Origin of the sequence: Oscillibacter sp., from assembly GCF_040505565.1 — a bacterium.
Taxonomy (GTDB): Bacteria; Bacillota; Clostridia; order Oscillospirales; family Oscillospiraceae; genus Oscillibacter.
Genome location: NZ_JBEUWZ010000009.1, coordinates 153223 through 174705, shown reverse-complemented (window position 1 = coordinate 174705; position 21483 = coordinate 153223). Strand labels below are relative to the sequence as shown.

At 60.2% G+C, this 21483-nt stretch carries 16 protein-coding genes; all 16 read right to left on the bottom strand.

What is annotated here, in order from left to right; translation table 11 throughout:
- Positions 1-6: 6 nt before the first annotated feature.
- Complete coding sequence (locus tag ABWQ15_RS03795; protein ID WP_353907499.1) at positions 7-414, bottom strand: ATP-binding protein; 408 nt, start codon at positions 412-414, stop codon at positions 7-9.
- A complete protein-coding gene (locus tag ABWQ15_RS03790) occupies positions 411-2075 on the bottom strand; it encodes a PP2C family protein-serine/threonine phosphatase (RefSeq protein WP_353907498.1) in 1665 nt (554 codons plus the stop codon). The genes ABWQ15_RS03795 and ABWQ15_RS03790 overlap by 4 nt, the downstream gene beginning before the upstream one ends.
- Positions 2072-4105: a SpoIIE family protein phosphatase gene (locus ABWQ15_RS03785; RefSeq protein WP_353907497.1), complete on the bottom strand. Its 2034-nt coding sequence runs from the start codon at positions 4103-4105 to the stop codon at positions 2072-2074. Before ABWQ15_RS03785 ends, ABWQ15_RS03790 begins: the two co-directional genes overlap by 4 nt.
- Before the next feature lie 27 nt (positions 4106-4132).
- Positions 4133-5881: an MATE family efflux transporter gene (locus ABWQ15_RS03780; RefSeq protein WP_353907496.1), complete on the bottom strand. Its 1749-nt coding sequence runs from the start codon at positions 5879-5881 to the stop codon at positions 4133-4135.
- A 16-nt stretch (positions 5882-5897) separates the two neighbouring features.
- Positions 5898-6191: an STAS domain-containing protein gene (locus ABWQ15_RS03775; protein WP_353907495.1), complete on the bottom strand. Its 294-nt coding sequence runs from the start codon at positions 6189-6191 to the stop codon at positions 5898-5900.
- A 25-nt stretch (positions 6192-6216) separates the two neighbouring features.
- Positions 6217-8364: an ATP-binding protein gene (locus ABWQ15_RS03770; RefSeq protein ID WP_353907494.1), complete on the bottom strand. Its 2148-nt coding sequence runs from the start codon at positions 8362-8364 to the stop codon at positions 6217-6219.
- 78 nt (positions 8365-8442) lie between these two features.
- Positions 8443-8820 (bottom strand): DUF4280 domain-containing protein, encoded by a 378-nt coding sequence (locus ABWQ15_RS03765; protein WP_353907493.1) that lies wholly within the window; start codon positions 8818-8820, stop codon positions 8443-8445.
- Between the two features lie 18 nt (positions 8821-8838).
- Positions 8839-9573, bottom strand: a complete 735-nt coding sequence (locus tag ABWQ15_RS03760; RefSeq protein WP_353907492.1) for a hypothetical protein — start codon at positions 9571-9573, stop codon at positions 8839-8841.
- The gene (locus ABWQ15_RS03755) at positions 9570-10160 is read right to left on the bottom strand and encodes a Pvc16 family protein (protein WP_353907491.1); all 591 of its coding nucleotides are present in this window, start codon (positions 10158-10160) and stop codon (positions 9570-9572) included. Before ABWQ15_RS03755 ends, ABWQ15_RS03760 begins: the two co-directional genes overlap by 4 nt.
- Positions 10161-10252: 92 nt before the next feature.
- Positions 10253-12634 carry a TolC family protein gene (locus ABWQ15_RS03750; protein WP_353907490.1) on the bottom strand — a complete coding sequence of 794 codons (2382 nt, stop codon included), beginning with the start codon at positions 12632-12634 and terminating at the stop codon, positions 10253-10255.
- A gap of 102 nt (positions 12635-12736) precedes the next feature.
- Positions 12737-13066 carry a hypothetical protein gene (locus ABWQ15_RS03745; protein WP_353907489.1) on the bottom strand — a complete coding sequence of 110 codons (330 nt, stop codon included), beginning with the start codon at positions 13064-13066 and terminating at the stop codon, positions 12737-12739.
- A gap of 60 nt (positions 13067-13126) precedes the next feature.
- On the bottom strand, positions 13127-15739 hold the full coding sequence (locus ABWQ15_RS03740; protein ID WP_353907488.1) for a hypothetical protein: 2613 nt from the start codon (positions 15737-15739) through the stop codon (positions 13127-13129).
- 7 nt (positions 15740-15746) lie between these two features.
- Complete coding sequence (locus ABWQ15_RS03735; protein ID WP_353907487.1) at positions 15747-16472, bottom strand: hypothetical protein; 726 nt, start codon at positions 16470-16472, stop codon at positions 15747-15749.
- 34 nt (positions 16473-16506) lie between these two features.
- The gene (locus ABWQ15_RS03730; RefSeq protein ID WP_353907486.1) at positions 16507-18276 is read right to left on the bottom strand and encodes a hypothetical protein; all 1770 of its coding nucleotides are present in this window, start codon (positions 18274-18276) and stop codon (positions 16507-16509) included.
- Entirely contained in the window at positions 18269-19363 is a 1095-nt protein-coding gene (locus ABWQ15_RS03725; RefSeq protein WP_353907485.1) for a hypothetical protein, read from the bottom strand. The genes ABWQ15_RS03730 and ABWQ15_RS03725 overlap by 8 nt, the downstream gene beginning before the upstream one ends.
- Positions 19364-19402: 39 nt before the next feature.
- A complete protein-coding gene (locus ABWQ15_RS03720) occupies positions 19403-21469 on the bottom strand; it encodes a baseplate J/gp47 family protein (RefSeq protein ID WP_353907484.1) in 2067 nt (688 codons plus the stop codon).
- Between the last annotated feature and the right edge of the window lie 14 nt (positions 21470-21483).

The following is a 21483-nucleotide window of genomic DNA, read 5'->3' as shown; positions in this document are numbered from 1 at the left end:
TGTTCGTTAAATGGTCTTGCGCAGGGTCAGAATGTTCTGACCGCTTTCATATCGGTATTCTACGTCGTCCATAGTTTTTTTGACCATCAGAATGCCCAGCCCTCCAATTCCCCGCTTTTCCGCTGAAAGCGTGACATCGGCATCCTCCCTGAGCAGCGGATTGAAGGGTGTGCCTCTATCCAGAAACTGTATGGAAATCCGCAGCGGGTCGTGTTCCACGCCGCAGCGAACCACCGCCTCTCCCTCGCCGGAGCGGTAGGCATAGCTGGCGATGTTGACGAAGATCTCCTCCACGGCCACTTTGAGCTGGAAATCGACTTTGGAGGAACATGGATAATCCTTCAGCTGCTCAGTAACGAAAGTCTGTACGGCCTCCAACTGATCCCGCTGAGCGGGGAAAGTCTTTTCAATCATAAAACTTCCCCCTTTTGCCCGGAACGATACTCAAAACCCAGCATGGTGATATCGTCGAACTGCTCCGCCTCTCCCACAAACGTATCGATACTCCGCTTGATTCCGCCAAGTGTCTCCCGTGCCGAGATGCTTTCCGGAAAGCCGTTCAGACTTTGTTCAAGCCGTTCCTCACCGAACAGCCTCTGCTCCGCGTCGGTGGCTTCGGTTACGCCGTCCGTATAGAGAAACAGGCGGTCGCCTGCGGCAAGCTGAATGGAATTCTCCCGGTACCGGGTCTCCTCCAGTCCGGCGAGCACAAAACCCGGGCGGCTCCGAAGCCACTCGTATTCCCCGCCGCGCCTGCGCAGAAGGGGCGGATTGTGCCCGGCGTTTACATAGCACAGCAGCCCGGTGCCGATTTCCAGAACCGCCATCCAAGCCGTAACGAACAACCCCGCATCGTTCCCTTCGCACAGCTGAGCGTTGGTCTTTGTAAACACATCCGCAGGGGATTCGCCGTTTTGCGCGTAGTTTTTGATCAGGGTTTTCGCGACCACCATGAACAGTGCCGCCGGGACGCCCTTGCCGGACACGTCCGCGATCACCAGCGCAAGGTGATCTGCGTCGATCAGGAAGAAATCGTAAAAATCTCCGCCGACCTCCTTGGCAGGGGTCGTTTCGGCGTAAATATCGAACTCGGGGCGGTCCGGAAACGCGGGGAATATCCGGGGCAGCAGATCCGCCTGAATCTGGGTGGCGACGCTGAGTTCCGCGCCGATGCGCTCCTTCTCCGCCGTCATATCAATCAGGCTGCGGACATAGGCGGCCATGTCCTCCTGCATCTTGCGGAAGGCCTCCGCCATCTTCTCCACTTCATTTCCGGTATGAATTTCCGGCATGTTCACCCGCGAGATTCCCTGCGACAGCTCCGTGCGGTTGGCCTCCACAAACCCCTCCGTCGCGCGTGTCAGCTGATTGATCGGCGTGACCACGGTCCGGCGGAGAATCGACAGCGACAGCAAAACGGCGCCGACCGTCAACGCCAGCAAAAGCGCCGAAAGACCGATGAGAAAATGATGCTGGGTATTGACCACCTCGTTCATGTCGATGTCCGCCATCACGTAACCGGCCATGGTTCCGTCCTTATGCAGGACTGGGCACATAGCCGTCATCAGCCAGCCATAGGTTGCGTCGTGAGCGATGATAGGCTTTACCTCTTTACCGGCCAGCAGCTGATCCGTGATCTTTGCGAAGGGACCCGCCAGCTCCACATAGGTGCCAAGAGAGCAGTTGCCACCGGCATAGTAGTTGCCGTCCTCCCCCGTCTTCAGGTCGGAATCAAAGAGAAATGTGACGCCCGTTCCATTAGGGCGTACAACATAGAGATACTCCACATCGTTGGTGTCCACCAGGCTCAGTATAAAGTCCTGAATTTCGTAATACCGGTCGTCCGTTGTCTGCGCCGCGTAGTAATGATCCAGATCGTCCGCCGTAAGCTGGCTGGCCAGTGTTTTCACCAGGCTGACGCCGGTTTTGTCATAGTATTTTGTGATTTCCCCAGAGTACACGCGGTAGCTCACTGTCACGGCCACTGCCCCGAGCACCACGCTGATCAGCGCAATCAGAATAGTCAGCTGCTTTCCGAAGGACTGATTTCTCTTCCTCTTGATAAGCTTTTTCATGATTCCTGCGCTTCCCCCTCCGATACGGTATCCTCAGGACGCTTTTCCACGGTTAAAATATCCTCTGCGCCGCCCGGCGTAAAGCTGGTTTTATCCGCGCTTGCGCGGATAAACCGGGCGGTCTGCTCGGCGGCCATGCCTTCGGCTGCGTCCAGCGGGTTCCTACCGCCCAGCGGCACCCTGACCCGCAGAGTCACGCTCCGCGTCTGCGGATTGACGGTGCATTCCAGACACACCGACTCTCCCTCTTTCAGCCTCCAACAGCACAGCGTGAATAGCTCCCCGGCCAGAACCACAATCTGCGCGATGGCGCGCGGCGCATAGCCGTTTCGGGACAGCTGCCGCTTGAGGAACTGTGTGATCCGCGCTTCTCCGTCTCGGTTCGCCGAAACGTCGCACTGGTCAAAATACATGCTGCTGCGCCGATACTCCAGCAGCATGCTTGCAAAGCTGTCCACTGCCTCCGGACGGCCCGCATAGGCCCTGCCCTCGTCACCGACGCAGCGCAGAAGGCCATCCAGATCCATATTTCTGCCGCGGCTGAAATTCAGCGTCACCTGAAGCTGCCGTCCAGAAAACTCTTCCCCCTCTGCGTTCGCAATGCGGCTCAGGCCCGCCGTGCAGAAAAAGAACCGATCCCCTTGACGCAGCGTGACTTTCCGCGCCTGATAGACGACATTCTCGTTCTGACCAAGCGGCGCATAAACCGGCTCCTTCATCGCCTCGTAGCGGTCCTTGCTCCGCATCAGAAGCGGGGAGCACTGCCCGGCGTTGATATAGGAAAATGTTCCGTCCTCTTCCAGAACACCGGCTAGCGCCTCCAGCGCCATTCCGCTTCCGATCTCATAAAGCAGCCGGTTGGCGGCGGTCATCGCCTCTACCAGCGGGAGACCGGAGCGCAGCTGACTTTTGACCGTCGTCCGAGCCACCACCATAAAAAGGCCCGCCGACATCCCCTCGCCGGGGACCTCACCAATCACGATGCCAAGTCTGCCGTGCTCCAACAGAAAATAATCAAAAAAGCAGCTGCTCAACTCATGCGCCCGCTCCACGCGGCCCCGGATATCAAAAGCTTGCCCCTCCGCCGTCAGCGCTTTAGGCAGCATGGCCGCGTTGATCTCATTGGAAAGCTGAAGCTCCGTCTCCAACCGCTCCTCCCGCACCGCCAGCTGCGTTTGCTCCTGACTGTGGCGGTCGATCTCCTCCAGCATTCTCCGGAATGCGTCCGACAGCATTTGCAGCTCGTCATGGCTCCTGATCTGAAGGCTGGAAAAGGCCCCTTTGTTCTCTCCGCCCTCATAGGCCCGCGCCGCCTCCGTCAGCTGACGGATCGGACGGATCACGGAGCGGCGGACAAAAATCAGATAAACCACCATGATCCCAAATGTCAGCAGAGAGAACAGCACCGCCATACTGAGCAGAAACTGATGCTCTGCGGACAACACCTCACTCATGCTGATGTCCACCATAATATAGCCCGCCATGGTGCCGTCCTTGTGATTCACCGGATAGCTGATGGTCATCAGCCATCCGTAACTCTCGTCCTTGGACTGGACGGGGGCAATTGTCTGGCCCGTCAGCATCTGATCGGTCAGCTGGGCGAAGGGTCCCGCCAGCTCTACGTAGGTTCCCAGAGAGCAGTTCCCTCCCGCATAGTAGTCGCCATTCGCGTCGGCGCGCATATCGGAGTCGAACAGGAACGTCACCCCGGTACCGTTCGGCCGGACGACATACAGATATTCCACATCGTTGTTGTCCGCCAGATCCAGGATGAAGTCCTGCAGCTTATAGTACCGGTCGTCGGTTTTATCCGTCTGGTAGTATCGGTCCAGATCCTCCGGCGTCAGCTCGCTGGCCAGAGTCCGGTCCAGATTTTCCCCCATCCGCTGCAGGGAATTTCTCAGATTGGTACTGTAAGATCGGTAGCTGACCGCCACCGAAGCCGCGCAAATGATCGCGCACATCAGAAGTGTCAGCAGCACGATCTTCTTTCCCAAGGTAAACCGTCTCTTCTCTTTCAGCCTGCCCATCCCCTTTCTCCCGGCCGTGGCTCAGATTCAGATCCGTACCACAAGCGTGTTGAATCCGGCATAGCGCCGGTAGAAAAAGTCCTTCGCCCGCGTTTTGATGACCTTGATGCCAATGGCATCCAGTCCTGTCTCCCGCTCAAGGCTGATTCCGTCCGTATTGAGTGCAAACGGATTGAACTCCTTGGCGTTGTCGCGCAGGTGCAGAGTGATGTCCCCATCTTCCTGCGGAACGATTGTCAGCTGGATATAGCCGTCCTGTGCGTGAAACGCTTTGCTGAGAATGACGCCGCAGACCTCTTCTACCATCATGGAAACATAGTAGGTCTGCTGGTGGCTAGCCCCGCGCTGCTCCATGTAAGCGTCCACCTCTCGCTCCACGCAGCCAAGGTCCGCCGTCCCGCTGTACAAAAATGCCGTATAAACGTTGCCGTCGTCCGGTTTCAGATAGGTCCAGCTTCTCTTTTTTCGGTTATAGAGAATCATTACCAGCAGCGTTGCCGTTTCCGTGGCGGGGTAAATCCACCAGAAGACGCCTATCCCCGCGCGTCCGAACAAGAGGCTGAACGAGAGGAAGAATACAAAGTTGCGCAGCGTAAAGAGCATAAAGCTCATGGACTCCTTTTCCAGCGCCTGATAATAGTAGGTCATCAGCATATTGACGCCAGAGAAGAGAATCCCCGCCGCGTAAATACGGACCGCCCCCGTACCCGCGGCCAGCTCGGCGGCCCCTCTCAGACCGAATGCAAAGCACACCTGCTGCGGGAAGAGGAGCAGTACCGCCGTCAGAAAGACACTAACCGCCGTGGTCACCCGAAACGCTTCTTGCAGGGAGTCCCGGATGTTCCCGTTGTTCCGCTCGCCGTTGAAGGTGCTCACCATGGGCTGGAGCGCCATGCTCACGGCGTCATAGGCAGAGCTTGCCAACAGCGCCACGTTGAACACAATGCCGAACACAGCCACGCCCAGATCGCCGGTGAGGCTCATGAGCAGGTGGTTGCACACCAGAATGGTGATAAACTGGTAGACATACTGAACCGACGTGGCAAAGCCCATGCGGAAGGACTTGGCGAGGCCGCGCCAATCCGGCCGGGCGGCGGCAAACCTCAGACAGCCTTTTTTGCCCAGAATGTGGGTCAGGCTGATGCAGATCATCACGGCCGCGCCCACGCCGGTGGAATAGACCGAGCCCGCCGGTCCCAGACGAAGCAGCACCACAAAAATGTAGTTGAAGACGATGTCCAGCGTATTGCTGGTCAGCAGAGCAACGCCCGCCAGCTTGGGGTTGTTGTCGCTGTTGATGAAATAGTAAAACGGGCCCTGACAGAACATCAGGGGCACCAGCATCAGCTGCGCGCGGACAACGCTTTCGCAGTTCGTCCAGACCTCCGTCCCGGGCACGCCGGCTCCGAGGAAGGTCAGCACCTGGGGTAAAAACAGCAGCCCTAGAGAGCACAGGACCAGATAGACGCACAGGGCAATCCCCAGCACGTTGGCAAAGATCCGGTTCCCCTCCTCCGTCTTGCCGCCGCTGAGTGCGGCGGAGTAGCGAATGGATCCGCCGATCGACAGCGAATAGCTGATCGTATTGAACAGCATATAGACCGGCTGGCCGATATTCAGCGCGGTCAGGCCCGTCATACCGACGACGTTTCCCACAAAAATGCAGTCCGCCAGCCCACCCACCGCCAGCCCCATGCAGGAAAGGAGGCTGGGCAGGAAAAAGCTTCGAAATGCTTTCCGGACAAAGATCTCGCCGCTGAAGGCGGTCTCTTTCACATTTACACCACTCAAATTATTCAATTGTCAGAATATCGGCAAAGCCGGTCATCTCAAATACCTCCATGATCTCACCGCAGACGTGCCGGACGATCATTCTACCCTGCCGGCTCATTCGCTTTTGTAGCGTGAGAATGGCGCGCAGCCCCGCAGAGGACAGATATACCAGCTTATCCATGTCCAGCACCAGCTCAGCCACACCGTCCAGCTCCTTAAGTTCCGCCTCCAGCTGCGGGGCCGTGGAAGTGTCCAGCCGCCCCTCCAGAGAAACCGTCAGCGAGGTTCCCGCCCTTGTTTTTGCAACCGTCATGATTTCCGTCTCCTTTCGTAGCCCGTCAGTCGTTCAGAAGATCCGCGAACTCCCGAAGTTCCTCCCGTACCACCACTATTTCATTTTTTTTCAGTTCACCCACCGCGGCGCGGAGCAGCTGCGACATTCCGATGGGAACGCCCTCCTGTGCCGCCAGAAATGCGGCCGAAAGCACAATGTTCTTGATATGTCCGCCGGAGAGCTGGAACTTCTCCGCGAGGAACTTCCAGTCGATATCGCCGGCCAGTGGGGCGGCGGCCGGAATCGTGCGCCGGTAAATTTCCGCCCGCATGGCGGCGTCCGGGAACGGGAAGTGCACCACATAGGTGATCCGGCGCATAAACGCATCGTCAATGTTGCCGATCAGGTTGGTCGCCAGGATGCACACGCCGTCGTACTCCTCGATCTGCTGGAGAAGGTACGCCACCTCCACGTTTGCGCTGCGGTCATTGGAGTCCTTCACCTCGCCGCGCTTTCCGAACAGGGCGTCGCACTCGTCGAAAAACAAAATGCAGTTGGCGTGCCGAGCCTCGGCAAACACCGCCTGGAGATTTTTTTCCGTCTCCCCAATGTACTTGCTGACGATCTGGGAGATGTTAATTTTGTACATCTCCATATTCAGCTCGTTCGCCATCACCTGCGCGCACATGGTCTTCCCGGTACCCGGCGCGCCCGCGAACAGGACGGACAGCCCCCGTCCGTAAGCAATTTTTTTGTCAAAGCCCCAGCCATAATAGACCTGATAGCGGTATTTGATGTGGCTGCATGCGTGCCGCAGCAGCTTTTTCTGCTCCTCCGGCATCACCACGTCGTCCCACGAAAAGGCCGGCTGCACCTGCACCGCCAAATTTTCAAGCTTATGAACCGCCTGGCGATAACAGCACTCGTGCATCCGCCGCGAGGAAACCGCCGCCTTCCCGTCGAGGTGGGCCAGTCCCAGCGCCTGCTCACAGGCCAGCCGGATCTGTCCCGGTGAGAAACGGAACTTGGAGGCAAGCTCCTCCACAGTCAGGCCATCCTCCAATTTGCCGTCCCGCAGATATTCGCAAAACAGCGCGATCCGCTCCTCTTCCGAGACGGGCGGAATCTCCAGATCCGCCGCGAGGAAGTGCGTTCTGCTGCGGATGGGCAGCTCGGAGAGGAGAAAGGTCTTGTCCCGACAAAGGTCCATGCCCAGAATCGCGTCGATCAGCGGATTTGAAGGAGGAATGCGCACTCCCTCGCCGTCCCGCCCATCCAGGTGGTAGCAGCACAGGTATGCCCCGTACAGCCGGGCGGACAGCGCCGCACGCGCGGCCAGCTCCTCCGGGTGCTCCGTCTCCAGATCGGCAAACACACAGCACTCCCTGTGGCGGACCATCAAACGCTCCACCTGAAAGCGTTTTCCCGCTCCGGGGCCTCCGTGCAGACAAACCGCGCAGGACCCGGGCTGCGCAAGGACCGCGTCCAGCCGTCCGGCGCGGCAGGCGCCCACCGCCATTGGTCCTGCGGGCGCCTGCCGCGCGCCGTCGAACAGCCGCAGCCCCGGTGAATCCGAAAAGGCGCCGGTGCTCAAAAACTCCAGAACCGTCTGATTGAGGACCAGCACTCCGTCTGAGAGCCGCGGGGAATCAAATAGCTCCGTAAATCGGTCCCTCCGGGAAAAGCGGGACAGGAACTCTTCCATCGTGTGGTCTTCCGGGAGAAAAAGCTCTGCAGCCAGTGAGCAGGTGAGCGCTTTTTGTGTGATGTCGTCCTGCAGATAGGCAAACAGCTTCTCATATTTCCGGTCCAGCACCGCCACATACGCGGTGGCCACGCACTGACACTCAAATTCATCCAGACGAAACCGTTCAAACAGCGCCAGTAACGGAAATTCCGGCTCCGTCCGCTCCAGTCGCAGCTGGACCGCCTGACCGGCGTCCTTCAGCTGCGCGGCGTCCTGCGGACTCAGGCAGGACATCAGTCCCCTCTGCGCCGCCTTTGCCAGGCTGTGCTCAAATTCCTCCCGGCTGACCACCAGTCCCAGCATATTCTTCATTTCGTTTTTCGGGCCCAGCCACTGGTGGTTCTGATAGTAAAAGTAGAGCCGCAAATCCAGCCAGGCAGAGAGATCGCTTATCAGCTCCCACTGCGTTTCATAGCCCCGATCGAGTTTGTCGCAGGAGACCTCCCGCAGTGCGTCTTCCTCCATAGTCATCCCTCCCTTTTGGCATATTTTCCGTGCTATGCGGACATGTATCTACAGTTCAGCGCCATCTGGCCCGCACTATCAAGGGCTTTGCACCGTGACGTTCGGGTTGACCGCCACCTGGATCACGCCGCCATAGGCGCACATCAGCTTACTGGTGTTATTCAGAAGCGGCTTTCCACACACCAGAACGGTGGGGCATCCGGGCATCCATGGGGCGGGCGTCACCGGCACGCAGGGCGCTGGGGTCGGTACCCCCAAGGCGGCGGCAGTTGCCGCAATCACCGCCGGATTCGCCGGATTGCTGCACATTCCGAATGTTGCAAATTGACTGTCCATGATCGTCGCGGCAGGCATGCCGCCCATGATCACGGTCTGCTGGCTGCTCACCATCAACGGCATGGGAGCCGCACCAAAAGAACAGGTGCACACTGCCATGGACACCACCGGATTCGCCATCTCGGATCTCCTCCGTTTCTATAAGGTTATGAGCCTCTCCGTCCTGCTTTCCGCCAGCTCCAGCGTATCCACCGTACCCCGGCCGTCCTCGTACACGTCCACGGTTCCGCCCGAGCGGAAGACGGCGGTCAGCCAGCCGTCCCGGTCGGTCCGAAACTGCTGCGCGGGCAGCAGACATTTGCTCCGCTTGTGCCGGTGCACCAAGGGTGCGGCGAGCTTTCCCGTCTCCTCCTCCGCAAAGAGAAGGGAGACAATCTCGCTGTCTTTTCCGTCCTCGATCAGAAATGTCCCCGGGACCGTCAGCGGCTCTGCCGCGCTCTTGCAAAAGATCCTGAATTCGTCCTCCCCCGCCTCAGCCGCCTCCTGTGCAATCCGGCACTCCGACGCGGTGGGAACAGTCAGCCAGAGCGCGCGGCCCGCGGCGGGCTCTTTTTCTTCAAACAGCCGAAGATGCAGCCAGACAGCCTCCTGACGGAAAACGTAATCCTCCGCCGGCTTGAGGGAGAGGTACAGCTTTTCAGGGGACCCTGCGCTTACGGAAAAATCGGTCAACTCCTCCTTGAACCCGGCGCGCCGCAGGGAGAGCCGGTGAGGGCCCTCTGAAAGGTTCAGCAGCACCAGATAACCGCCCGGCTTGCACACCGCCCGGACGGGTGCGCCGTCCAGCGCGCACCGCAGGCCCGCGCTTTCTATCGGGCGGCCGGTAAAGCCGTCCCGTACCTGACAGACGGCGCTTACATGCAGCTGAATCATTCCGGTTCCCCCCGCTGCTTTGTCTGCGTCGTAATAACGACGTCCGTGACGCGGCCCACCCTGCGGGTGCGGCGCGATTCGATTTCCACCCCGGTCAGCATCACCACAAAGGACAATTTATAAGGAGACGACGTGTTGTTCCAGATTTTCAGCATCTGGTCCTGTGTGGTCTTTTCCAACAGGATATGGATTGTGCTGCCGCTCTCCGCCAGCGAGCCGCTGAGATACTGGCGGTCGATGACCGGATGGTCCTTCAGCACTTGAAGCGCGGCGCCGACGATCCGGTACTGGTCCGCCTCACGCAGCTGCGCGGGCGCCTTGGAGTGCGCCGTAAGCAGAAAACGGAGGCTATAGCGCGACGGACTGATCCGCTGCAGGTTTTCCTCCGCCTGATAGTAGCCGACGGAAGCGCCCTGCGTATCTTCTTCGACCTGATAGAGGTATGCGGTCAGCTGGTTGTTCTCGCTGCTGTGGGGTGAGCAGAGCGCAATCATCTCCCGGTTTCCGATGGGTTCCGGCGTCAGATTGTCCCGAAGCAGCTCCACCAACGCACTGCCGGCCTCCACCAGCGCGGTATATCCTGCCATGGCAGGTCCCTCCTCTTCGCTGCAACCCGTTTCCGGTCACTGCGGTATTTTCCCGGCGGCCCTCCGCCGCGCTATGCCGTCTGCGTACGATCCTAGTCTGCCTGCGTTTGGTAAATTGCCGTGAAGCTGTCCGCGAGCCAGCCGCACTGCTTTGAAAGCCACCCGCCGGAAAGCCCGTTGAGCGCGCTGACCTGACGGGTAAATTCGGTCAGCGCGGCGTAGATGTCCGCGACCGCTTCGTTCTGATCCACCTTGGCGCGGTCAAGCGCGCTCTCCTCCACACTGCCCTTGGCATACGCCTGGCTCTGCTCCTCCACGTTCTTCTCTGCCTTCTCACCTGCGGAGCGCGTGGCCTGAACGTCCTCCCAGGCGACCTCCAGATTGATCAAAGCCGTCTTGGCCTGCACGGTCAGGTCCTGCGTACTCACGGCGTTCGGGTCCGTCGCGGTGGCCGCGGCATAGGCGGTCACCGCGTCGCACAGCGCCGTGGCGTCCAACTGTGCCGGATCGAAGGAGCACAGCAACCCATCCAGCGGGACGTCCTCACCGCTCTGTCCGGTCAGCTTCTGAACGGTCAGCTTCGCTTTTTCCGCATCGGCTTTACACCGGCTCAGCTTTCGGTCCAGGGCCTCCAGCTCGCCTTGAAGGGCCTGCGCATCTTCCTGACTGCCGATTCCCCGCTGAAGTGCCGCCTGCGCCGCCGTCTGCATCTTCAAAAGCAGCTTCTCGCTTTCCTTGAACGTCTCTTCCGTCCGGCGGCTCTCATAGCTGTCCAGCAGCGCGCTCACTAACGCTGCCGCGTCATCCGGCGTCTTCACGGACGTCAGCAGCTTTTCAAGCTTCCCATCGGAGCTTGCGGGAGCTCCGACGCCAACTTGGTCCAGCGCATCCAAAAGATTGTCCATCTGTTTTTGGGCATTGCTGGACGCGCTGCCGGAATCGGCCGCGGCCGTGTTGAGCGCACCGTCGGAAATCCACCGCAGCACATCCGGCGCGCCGCTTTTCGTCCTGCCGAAAGCCGTGCATGCGTAAGAGTCGTATGTATTCCGGAATTTCCAGTACTTCCCGGACGCGCCGTCGGGCAGCGAGACGGCCGTATAAACCGCCTCGTCCTGGCCGGTGCTGTCCGGATCGGCCCAGGAGAGGTAATCCGTTATCGTCTTCCACGGGAGCAGCAGCGCCATGGACTTCTCCCCATTGGCGGGAATCAGCCAGACACTGTGGGCTGCGGCGTCGCTGTCCTCCTTCTGATAGCCGCACTGCACCGTCACCCCCAGCTCCGCGTTGCAGATCAGAAAGCCGCCGCCGCTGTACTCCGACTCGGAGACGGTCGCGTCTCCGAATGCCTCCCGAATTGCGTCCGCGGTCTGGCTGAGTAGCCATCCGCCGTCCAGCGTCCCCCGCTTCAGCTGTCCCGCGTACACCGCCTTTCCGTTTGCGGCATACAGCGTTCCAAATCCGTCCGGCGTCAGATTATCGGCACTCCCCTCATACCAGAGCTTTCCGCTGCGATACCAGCTGATCTCTCCGTCGGTCCGTCCGGAGGCGAATTCCGCCTGAACCGAGCCCGCTCCGTCTTCCAGATAATAGGTCCCGCTCCCCTCGTACCGTCCCTGGGAAAACGAACCCTTATACTGTGTGCTTCCGTCCTCGCGGTACTCGGTGCCGTCGCCGTCATAGGCGCCGTCGGCAAACGAGCCCTTATACTCCACCGCGCTGTCCGGATAATAGGCGATCCCCTGGCCGGAGCGGACGCCGCCGTCAAACATTCCCACATAGGCCTTGGCCCCGGCGGCATACTCGGTTCCAAGACCGCTCTTCTCTCCGGCGGAAAATGCGCCCTCGTAGGAGACTTCACCGCTGCCGTACAGTGTTCCGGTCCCGTCATAGACGCCGTCGGCAAACGAACCCTCGTAAATCAGGACGCCGTTTTCATAGGCGCTTCCGTCACCGGAGCGCTCTCCGTCCGCGAAATTCCCCTCGTAGACCGGGGAGCCGTCCTCGGCGTACTGGATACCGTGTCCCTGCAGTACGCCGTCCTCCAGCTTTCCCAGATACATGGGCTGCTTTTTCTTTTCGTCATAGTAGACGATCACCTTCCCGGACCAGTCCGGCAGCTTCTGATCCTTTTGCCAAAGGTGGGCGGTGAAAAAGTGACTCAGCAGAAACGGCCACACGAAGAAGTAAATCAGCGCGATGGCCCCGGCAATCCCCAACGCCAACAAAATGAGAAAGGACTTGGCGACGTAGAGCCGCCGCGTCTCAACATAATCCTCGCGCTTAGTCGGCTTTTTCAGGGCGGTGGCAGCATTCTGAAATGAATCCGAGGCCACCTTGGTCGCCTGACGGGAGAAGTTGGTGATCCGCCGGATTCGCGCGCCGAGTCCCACAAATTTTCTTGTAAAATACGCCCGAATCGTCCGGAAGAAAATCCCGAACGAATTGATGAGCTGTCGAAACAAATAACTTAGCAAAGGAAGTCCTCCCACGTATCAGTTTCACCGATTGACAGGCCGCGTTTTGTCCGCCCCGTGCCTGATAAGCGCGTCTCCGTCATCCGCGCGGCGAAAATCGGGTCAAAACGCCAGAATCCCCGCGCCGATCAGAATCCGGACGAGAGCAATCAGCGCCGCGGCCAGAATGATCAGCCCAATGATGCGGCGAATGCGGCGCCGGTAATAATCTACCGAGACCCGTACGGGCTGCACCGGCGAGCGGCGGAGATACCCGTCCGCCAGCGGCACGGAAGCATGGTCGGCGGACCCATTTTCGGGCGCAGTGCCGCCTCGGCCCCGGGCGGAGCGCCCTTCTGCCCGCGCGGCCTGCCGCACCAAACTGTCCAACTGCGGCGGCGCCGCGCCGGTCTCCGCCTGACGCAGCGTCTCCTGTTCCAGTAATTTGGCCACTGTCTCTCCCTCCTGTTCCGCAAATCGATTGCCACACTCTGCTTCGCGCAAAACGACGCATCATCGGCCCTCCAGACCAATCTCCCGGTCCGGGTGCTTCTCCAGCTCGTCGGCGAGATAAAGATAGTATTTTGTCCCGCCGTCCCCGGTGTTCTGGTGCATCAGATCCAGGAAAATTTTCTTGGCCCCGGAAAAATCCCGGCTGTACAGGGCATAGACCCCCTCGGAGAATTTCTTTCCGGTAAACTCCTTCAGCCGACGGACCTCAAATGGATCGCCGTCAAAGATCTCGTAGATGCGGACGCTCTCCTTTTCCCCAACGCTCTTCCCCATATAGCGGACACCGTATTCCTGCGCGCTTTTCGCCACGGCTTCCGTACAGAGAATATTGGCCTCCAGCGAATTGCACAGGGAAATGAGTTTCCACTCCACAGAAAAGCTCGGAGAAATTGCCGCCGGCTCCATCTGTATGTCGTCTCCCACAATGCCAATCATAAGGTTGCCCTCGTCCAGCGCGATGCGGAGCACAATGGCAGGCCGTCCCGCGGCCTCCCGCTCCCTGTTGATGGCCAGCAGCTCCTGCTGCACCGCCACCGCCGTGCTGACCGCAGGGGCGGAGCCCTCCTCAAACACGGCGTCGTAGCCGCTGTATGTAAAATTGAACACCGTTCCGCCCTTGCCGGACACGATGGACGCCGTGCGCTCGATCACCTCGTTCAGGTTGTCAAACAGCTCCCGTCCGCTCTGCTCGTACAGCTGGGGCGGAAGGCTGAACCAGATCATCATGGTGGTCATCCTGCCGGAAGCGAATGTCTGTTTATCGACCTGTGTCAGGGATTCCTTGCCCAGCAGGGATAAGATCCGCTTCGGCACGAAGCGCTGATAAGAAAGGGACAGTTCAATCTGCCGTCCGTCCATCTTCTCCACAGTGTCCGCCAGACTGCTGAGTGCGCTGCTCATTCCCTCTAGCTCGTCGCCGGTTTTCAGCCGGACCCTGCGATCTGTTTTTCCGGCCGCCAGACGCTGCATTCCGTCGGTAAGCCGCCTCAGGCAGGAGCTGATCCACGCCAGCATGATAAAGGAGAGCAGAAGCAAAAGCGCGGTCAGCCGCCACGCGCTTTGTGCGCTCCGGTAATACGCGGAGTGCGCCGAAGCCTCCAGAGCGCTTCGACCAATACTGACGACAAGCAGCGATCCGCTGCGATATACGCAGCGGCACAGCCGATCTCCGCCAGCGCCCGGCAGCGCTTTGAAAGCGGAGCCGTTCTCTTGCGCGGACAGCGCCAGCTCGCGGTCAAACCCCTCCGTCAACTCTGCGCGCGCCCCGGGCAGCGCGCCCGCGTCGGACGATTGCAGAATCCAGACCTTCTCCGATCCCTGCCGATAGATGGACACCGCCGCGTCCCGGTAATCGTCGCCGGCGGCAGACAGACTCCGCGCCAGAACGCCGGGCAGAGTGTCGCTGTTCCATCCGGAATGATCCAACGCAAGCGACGTGACGCTCTCCATCAGCTCCTCTGCCCGGGAGACGGCCAGCGCCTCCTGCTCCGGCAGGACGGTGCAGCGCAGCATTCCGCCGGTCACAAGGCCGCAGGCCGCAAGCAAAGCGCCCCAGCGCAGCAACAGCGGCAGCTGAAACGAGCGCAGCTCACTCACGCTGTACCAAATACCAAACGACACCAGCAACACCGCCAGAGCAATCCCCCCGAGAATCAATCCGCATCGCAGCGGGCTTCTGTACAGCATCGCCGACAGGTCCCGTACGGAGCTTCCATTGTCCAGAAGAAGTGTCTCCCCCTGAAGCAGCAACAGCAGATCGCCGTCTCGGCCGAGGGATACGTCGGTGCCGCCGTTGAAGTCACAGCCGTCTTTTTCCGGTTTCAAAACCGACTGGAAATTCTCCGGATTGGTAAAGTCCGTATAAAACACCTCAAGACCGGCACGGTCTATATAGTAAAAACCGGTGCCCGCCTGCGTAAAGTCCGTCATAATTTGATTTTCCCGGGTTTGAAGCAGCTCCCCGTCCCGGTACAGCTTCTCCCCGGAACCGGCAATCAGCGACCCGTCCGCCGTCACGAGCGCGGTCTGTACGTCGGGAATTGAATAGGTTTTCCCGCCGGTCAATCCCTTCTGGGTTCCGGAGCAGGCATAAACCTCGACCGTATCCCCCTTCATCAGCGCAAACGAGATCACTCCGTCCGATTTTGTAAACGCGGAGACGCGTACGCTCTCCATCTGCTCGGGCACCGTATCGCCGGTGCAGGACTTTTTAAGCAGCTGAACGACTGTCTTTCCCTCATCGGACACGCGGAAGATCCGAAGGTCAGCGCCGCCGTTTGAATCAAACTCGTAAAGGCCCAGATAGAGGTCCCGGGTGTCCGGGTAGAGCGCGGCAACCCGACCGCCCGGAAGCAGGTTGGGGGCCAGCCTCCACGAATCGGACCGCGCGCCGTTTCCGTCCCCGAAAATGATGCTCCACGCCCCTTTTTCCCAGCCCATGGCGCAGACTCCGCCATCGGCGCTGAGCGCCGCAGCCTCATAGCGCTCCTGCCCGCGCCCGGAGCGGAGGACGCAGACGCACTCCCGGATCAACGGTGAAAACAGCAGTGCCGCAAACCCGGACAGGAGCGCCGCGATCAGCAGGAAAGCGCCTGCTTTTCTTACCTTTGCCACGCGCGTTTTACCTCCTCTTCCTCGCCTTTCGGCGGATTGCTCTTCCCAGATCGCAAAAGGTCCTGGACACCGGATTTCGCTCCTCCCGCTCCTCGTAAGCCGTCTGAAGCTTTTCCCGCTCCGCGTGCCAGAGGGAATAGAGCTGTACAACGCTTTCAAAGGAGCCGTCGTCCAGCCGGTTCAGAAATACGAGTTCCTCCTCCGGGGCCGAAAAGCCGCCCAAAAGGATCTTCTTCACCTGATCGCCCGCCAGCAGGGCCAGCTCCCGGCGGTTCATATCCTCCATCGGGCGGACACGATAGCGCAGGCGGACCCGGTCGCCGGGAAGATCCACGAACACATTCTCCGACAAAAACGCGGCGCAGCTCACCAGCGGCGGGAGGTTGGCCAGACTGAGTGCCTTGTGGAGCAGCAGCTCCGTGTAGACGAGCCGCGTCTTCCAGTTATGCTCCGCGCCTAAGTAAAAAACTTCGTCAATGGTGCGGCCCAGACACTCGTCAAAGACCGCCACAAGGCTCTCTCCGGCAAGGAAAATGCGCTGAAACCCCGGGCAGTCGGACATCTGCTCAAAGCAGTCCAGATACCGGCGGAGAAGGGGTCCTTCGTAGACGTTCAACAGGCAGGTATTGTTTTCGCGATCCTGAATGTCCACCGCCTCCATAAACGCATAGTACTCCTGCGCCTCCAGAACGCGGACAACCTTGTACCGCTCGCGAATCAGCATTGTGTCCAATGTCCGTCCCCCTTCTCTCCTTACCGAAAGCCTGTCATTCCACGATGACAAACGCGCTGGCGGTCACAGTCTCGTCCGCGCCGGACGCGGCCACGATCTCATAGGTACCGGGAAGCTCGGGTGCTTGGTACGTACCGTTACGGTCAATCGCCCCGCCGTTTGGCTCCTTGACCGACCAGGCGACAGATTTATCCTCACAGCCCACGACCTCGGCCCGGAACTGCAGCGTACTGCGGCAGGCCAGCCGGGAGAACTCCGGTGTCAGCGTCAGGCTGATCTTCCGATTGGAGAGGATGCGGCTGGTGTCCCGCTCCGGTTTCTGGGCGAAATAGTGGACCCGCACACGATTCCCGTCCACGGTGTCATGCAGCCACAGGCCGATGCGCATGGTTCCTTTTTCCGGGTAGACCACCGCGGCGGTCTCCACCCATGGGGGCGATATGGATACGCCCTTTCCCTTGAACACCTCGCTGTTGCCGTAGAGCAAAGCGGGTTCTTGATCGTCCAGAAATTCGACGCTCAGACGGATGTCAACCGCGCCGGTACCCAGACCGTGGGCTATTTCCTCAGAGAACACGCGGGTGTTGACCCGGATGCCGCTGGGCATCGTCAGATCCACCGCGCCGTGCGCCACAGCGTAGTCGTACTGCTCCGGAGACGGAATACCGAAATTAAAGTGCAGGCTCCGTCCGGACTGCTGATACGCCGCGCGGACATCCGGCTTCTGCCAGTATTCCAGACTGTGGACCGAGGTGGTGACCGTCAGGTCCCCGCCAATGGAGCTCCGGCTCTCGCGGCTTTGCCTGACGCTCTGTCCGAAGGGCAGGTTGGTAACACCGCCGAGGAACACGCCGCCAGCGGAATTGATCAGCTCCAACTTCGCAAGGTAGATTGGAATATCCCGGCCCAACAGATGCTGCTCCAGCGCGTCCCGCCGACGGCAGTACGCAAGTAGCGTCTCCTCGTCCCGGCAGAGGCAGACGGAGGAGTCCGCCTCCAGATAGTTTTTGTAGCGATGGCTTCCCAGCTCCAGATTCAGCTCCATCCCGGAGGGGAAGAGTTTGCTGGTGATGTCGCTGAGCGCGCGGGCCCGAAGTGGCAGGTCCACGCTGTAGACGCTGCGCTTTTCCTCCCGGCTCTCATGAAAAGAGAGGAGTACGCGGCCACTCTCGCTCTCCACAAAGGAGCTCTCTCCCTCCAGTGAGAAATTGACCTGCGGGGTCTTTTCACCCTTGACCACCAGGATACGGACCTGAAATTCCTCCCCGGAGCACACTGCAGAGGGGACGGAAAGCACCAGCGTCAGCTCGTCGCTGCTGTAAAGAACGGAGACATTTTCTTGGCCCGACGCCTCCAGCAGCCCCCGGTATTCCGGAGCCTGTGCGGTCAGATAGAGGTGGCAGCCCTCGCGGGTCATGTTAAATTGACTGCTCTCGCCAGCCTCGCCGCCCACCGCATTCACTGGCTCAACAGCCGCCTCATCATAGGTCAGGCACAGATATGCCTGCTGTCCGCCAGCCAGTGTTTCCTGTCCGTCCAGCATCTGGAGCTTGCGAAAGATCGTCTCGGGCAGGACGATTTCCCTTCCCTGATAGTCCATCGCGAGGCCGCTTTCGATCATCAGCGTGGCGTCATCGCTGGCCGTCACACCGAAGCCACAGACCACACCCGCGCCCTGCAGCACACGGTTGAGCAGCTCCCGCTTGGCGCGGTTATACTGCTGTTCAACCTCAAAATCCCGGACAGTCAGCAGCTTTCCATAAAAGTACCGATTTCGCTCCAGAGGGAAGAAATGCTCATTCATGGCTTGCTCCTCCAATCGTGGTATCATAGTGAATCGTCATAGTCTCGTCAATTGCCACGGGGACGTAACCCCCGACCGCAGAGTTGATTCCGAGATAAGTGTGCCAGTCCAGCTGAATGCTCTGCTTGAGCAGCACCAGTTCCATGGAGGTCCCCGCCGGGATCAGCTCCTCCATTCGCCGCCGGAACTCCTCCATTGCCTGCCGGTTGGGAAATGTGCCCTCCCGCAGAAGCACAAAAAAACGGTAGGGGTCACCGCCGTACAGCCGCCGGTATAGCTCCGGATTCCGGCAGTCCGCCCGGTTGGACGAGACGCTGAAATGCTCGATGATCCAAGGCTCCCGGCCGGTCAGCCGTCTGACAGACCGGCGGATTCCCCCCAGGGTGTACTGCGTCTCGTAATCCGGGAGAGCGCCGGCGATCCGGTCAGCCAGCGCAGGCGACTCCGTCCCATCCTCCACGCACACCCAAGAGGCGAGGTAACGAAGCATTTCCGGGTCCGCGCTCTCATAATCCATCCGTCCCGGCAGGGCACAGATGCTGTCCTCCATATCCAGAAACATACTGTTGAATATGGAGAGAAATCGGCGGGTAAAATCGTCCTCCTGATAGATGGCGGGCAGATAGTCAATCATGTGGTCACCGGCCATGCGGACCGTGACTTTCCGGATTGTCGGAGAATCGGTTCCCGCCGCTGCAAGCTCCAGCAGCAGCCACAAATACCGTCCTCTGGCGCGGAGCAGAAAATCGCCGCTCTCCGCTACGGGCAGGCCAAACCACTTACGCATTGCCCGGGCAGCGTCCTCTGTCCCGTCAATCTCCGGCCATCCGTCGTTCCAGAACTGATCGTCGGAGGCGTGAGCGTAGACGCGCAGCGCCGAATCCTGCGGCAGATCCGCGTCAATCAAAATCCGGCCCCAGCAAAACCCATTTTCCGCGCTGTCGATCACCGGCAGGCAGCAGAGTCCGGATGTGAATCTGGCGCTGTCAAGGCGCAGGCCGTCATCCCACGGCTCGATCCCGCAGAATTGACCACCCAGCCACTGTTCATGACAGCAAAGCACCAATTTTTTCTGTACTGGGTTCACAAGCTCTTCCTCCCTCATTGCTCCGCAGTCCCACAGGACTCATTCGCCGGCCGTCTCCGCCGATGTCAAAATCAGTTCCAACTTTTGAAGGCATGGAATTGTACAAGGCGGCAGCTGAATCTCCCCTGCCGTGTTCTGGTAGCATCCGGGTCCCGGCGCCCGCAGGTCTGTCCGCGCCACACGCAGAACGCCTGGGATGGCCTGAAGCCGTGCCGACAGCTCGCCTGGGCGGAGAACCCCGCCGATACCGGCGCCATCGGCGGAGAGATACCGCTCGGCAACGCCACGGATTGCCGCCTCACTCACCGCCTCCCGTGCGGTGAGCCGGATGGAGGCTAGAACCCCCTGATAGGCCGGCGGCACGGCCCGCACACGGGTACACACAGGGCGGTAACGCTCCAGCCGCTCCTGCACCGCCGCCAAAAAACGGCTGTCCGGCAAAGGTTTTTCGTTCTCCGATGCGGGGGCTACCACCACGGTGACTGTCGGCGTCCGGCTGGTGCCAGCCGGTTCGTCCGGATCGTAGCCGGGCAGCGCCCTTGCCGCACCTACCCGCAGGCCCGGCGTCGTCAGCGCCAAGCGTTCATAATCGGCGGCGGACGCACATTTTTGAGTATTCTCCAGCAGCTGCAGGAAGCGGACAGACGCCTCCGCCGCACTCTCATACCCGATTCCGCCGGACGCACTCTCGTTTCGCACTGCCGCGTCGTCGTCTGTGAAGCGCATTCCGGTTCCGGCAGGAATATTTCCGCCGCCGCACAGAGAAAGCGTCATGCCGGTGACCAGCACCGCACCGCCGCCTGCCTGAAGCAGTGCGCCGTGTTCCCCGTCGCCGAACGTGATTGTCTCGCGCAGCGGATCGTAAGTAAACACCCGGTCCCTGGGGGAGCTCACGTAGAAATCGTCTGCGCAGCGCCACTGTGTGGGGCGGACGCTGCCGTCGGCGTCCAGCGTCTGGCAGAGGAGTGTGAATCCCTCCGTCAGTACCTCCCTTCCCCCCAGATTCAGAAAGAACGTCTCGCCGGGCAGTCCCTGGGCATCGAAGATCAGGTCCGAACAGTGCTCCGGGTCCAGACAGACGATCAGCACGTTTTTTTCGCCGTCCTGCTCCGTATCGGTCGTATCCACGCACACGCTCCGGCCCTCCGGCTGAAGACGGGACTCGTAACCGTTCGTCTGTTCCCACGTCCCGTTTCGGCGCAGAAACACGGCCAGCTCCGCCCGTCGGCTCGTTGCGTCGTCCAACAAAACAGACCACTCCCACTCCTTCGGCGCGGCAAAGGAATGGCTACATGCGCGCGTCTCCCGCTGGACGGCCTCCCAACGGGAGACTGAAATTTTGGAGAGCCGCACGGCTTCCTCGCAACCGCCGTCCGTCTGCCGGACGCTCAGCCAGCGCAGGCCGTCCGCGTCGGTGGGCCAGTCCCGCGGAACTGAAAAAGTGACATAGCCGCTTTGACTCAGGGCATGGGTCTCATCCCGCAGCGGGGCCACGGCCCCAAGACCCTCCGCTTTCCACTCGAGTGTACGCGGCTTCTGGTCGTCCCGGTCGAATGGATTGCGCGCCGCTCCAACGGGCGGCTCCACCTCAAACCAGATGAGCAGGTCACCCTGCCCGGGAGAGGAAAGCCCGATACAAAGTCCCGTGTCGGGCCGCCCGCCAAAACGGAAGGGCTGAAAGGTCAACCGGCCGGAGCGCAGCATCTCCAGAAGCTCCGTCCCGTCCACGAGAACATGCTCGATTCGGGACGTCCGCTCCGGTACCGGCCATTCAAGCTCAAAGGGGACACCCTCAGACGTCGTCAGCCGGGACAGGGCCGGGCGGGCCGGGCCGCCTTCCGGCAGGTACACCGCGCAGACCGCCGGCGAGGCTGGACGGCGCCGGACACCCGCCAGCTTCAGCAGCTTTGCGCGCAGCTCGTCGGTAAGCTGGCTGAGCTGGTATTGCTGCATCTCCTTGTACCATGCCATCAGCTCCAGAATGGTCACGCCCGGATCGTGCGCGTTATGATCGGTCCACGCAGGGCAAATCCAGGGGAGCCGGCTCATCGCGGTTTCCAGAATGGACTGATAGGTCTGATCGTCCAGATTTCGCTTGTTAAGCATTCCGTCTCTCCTTT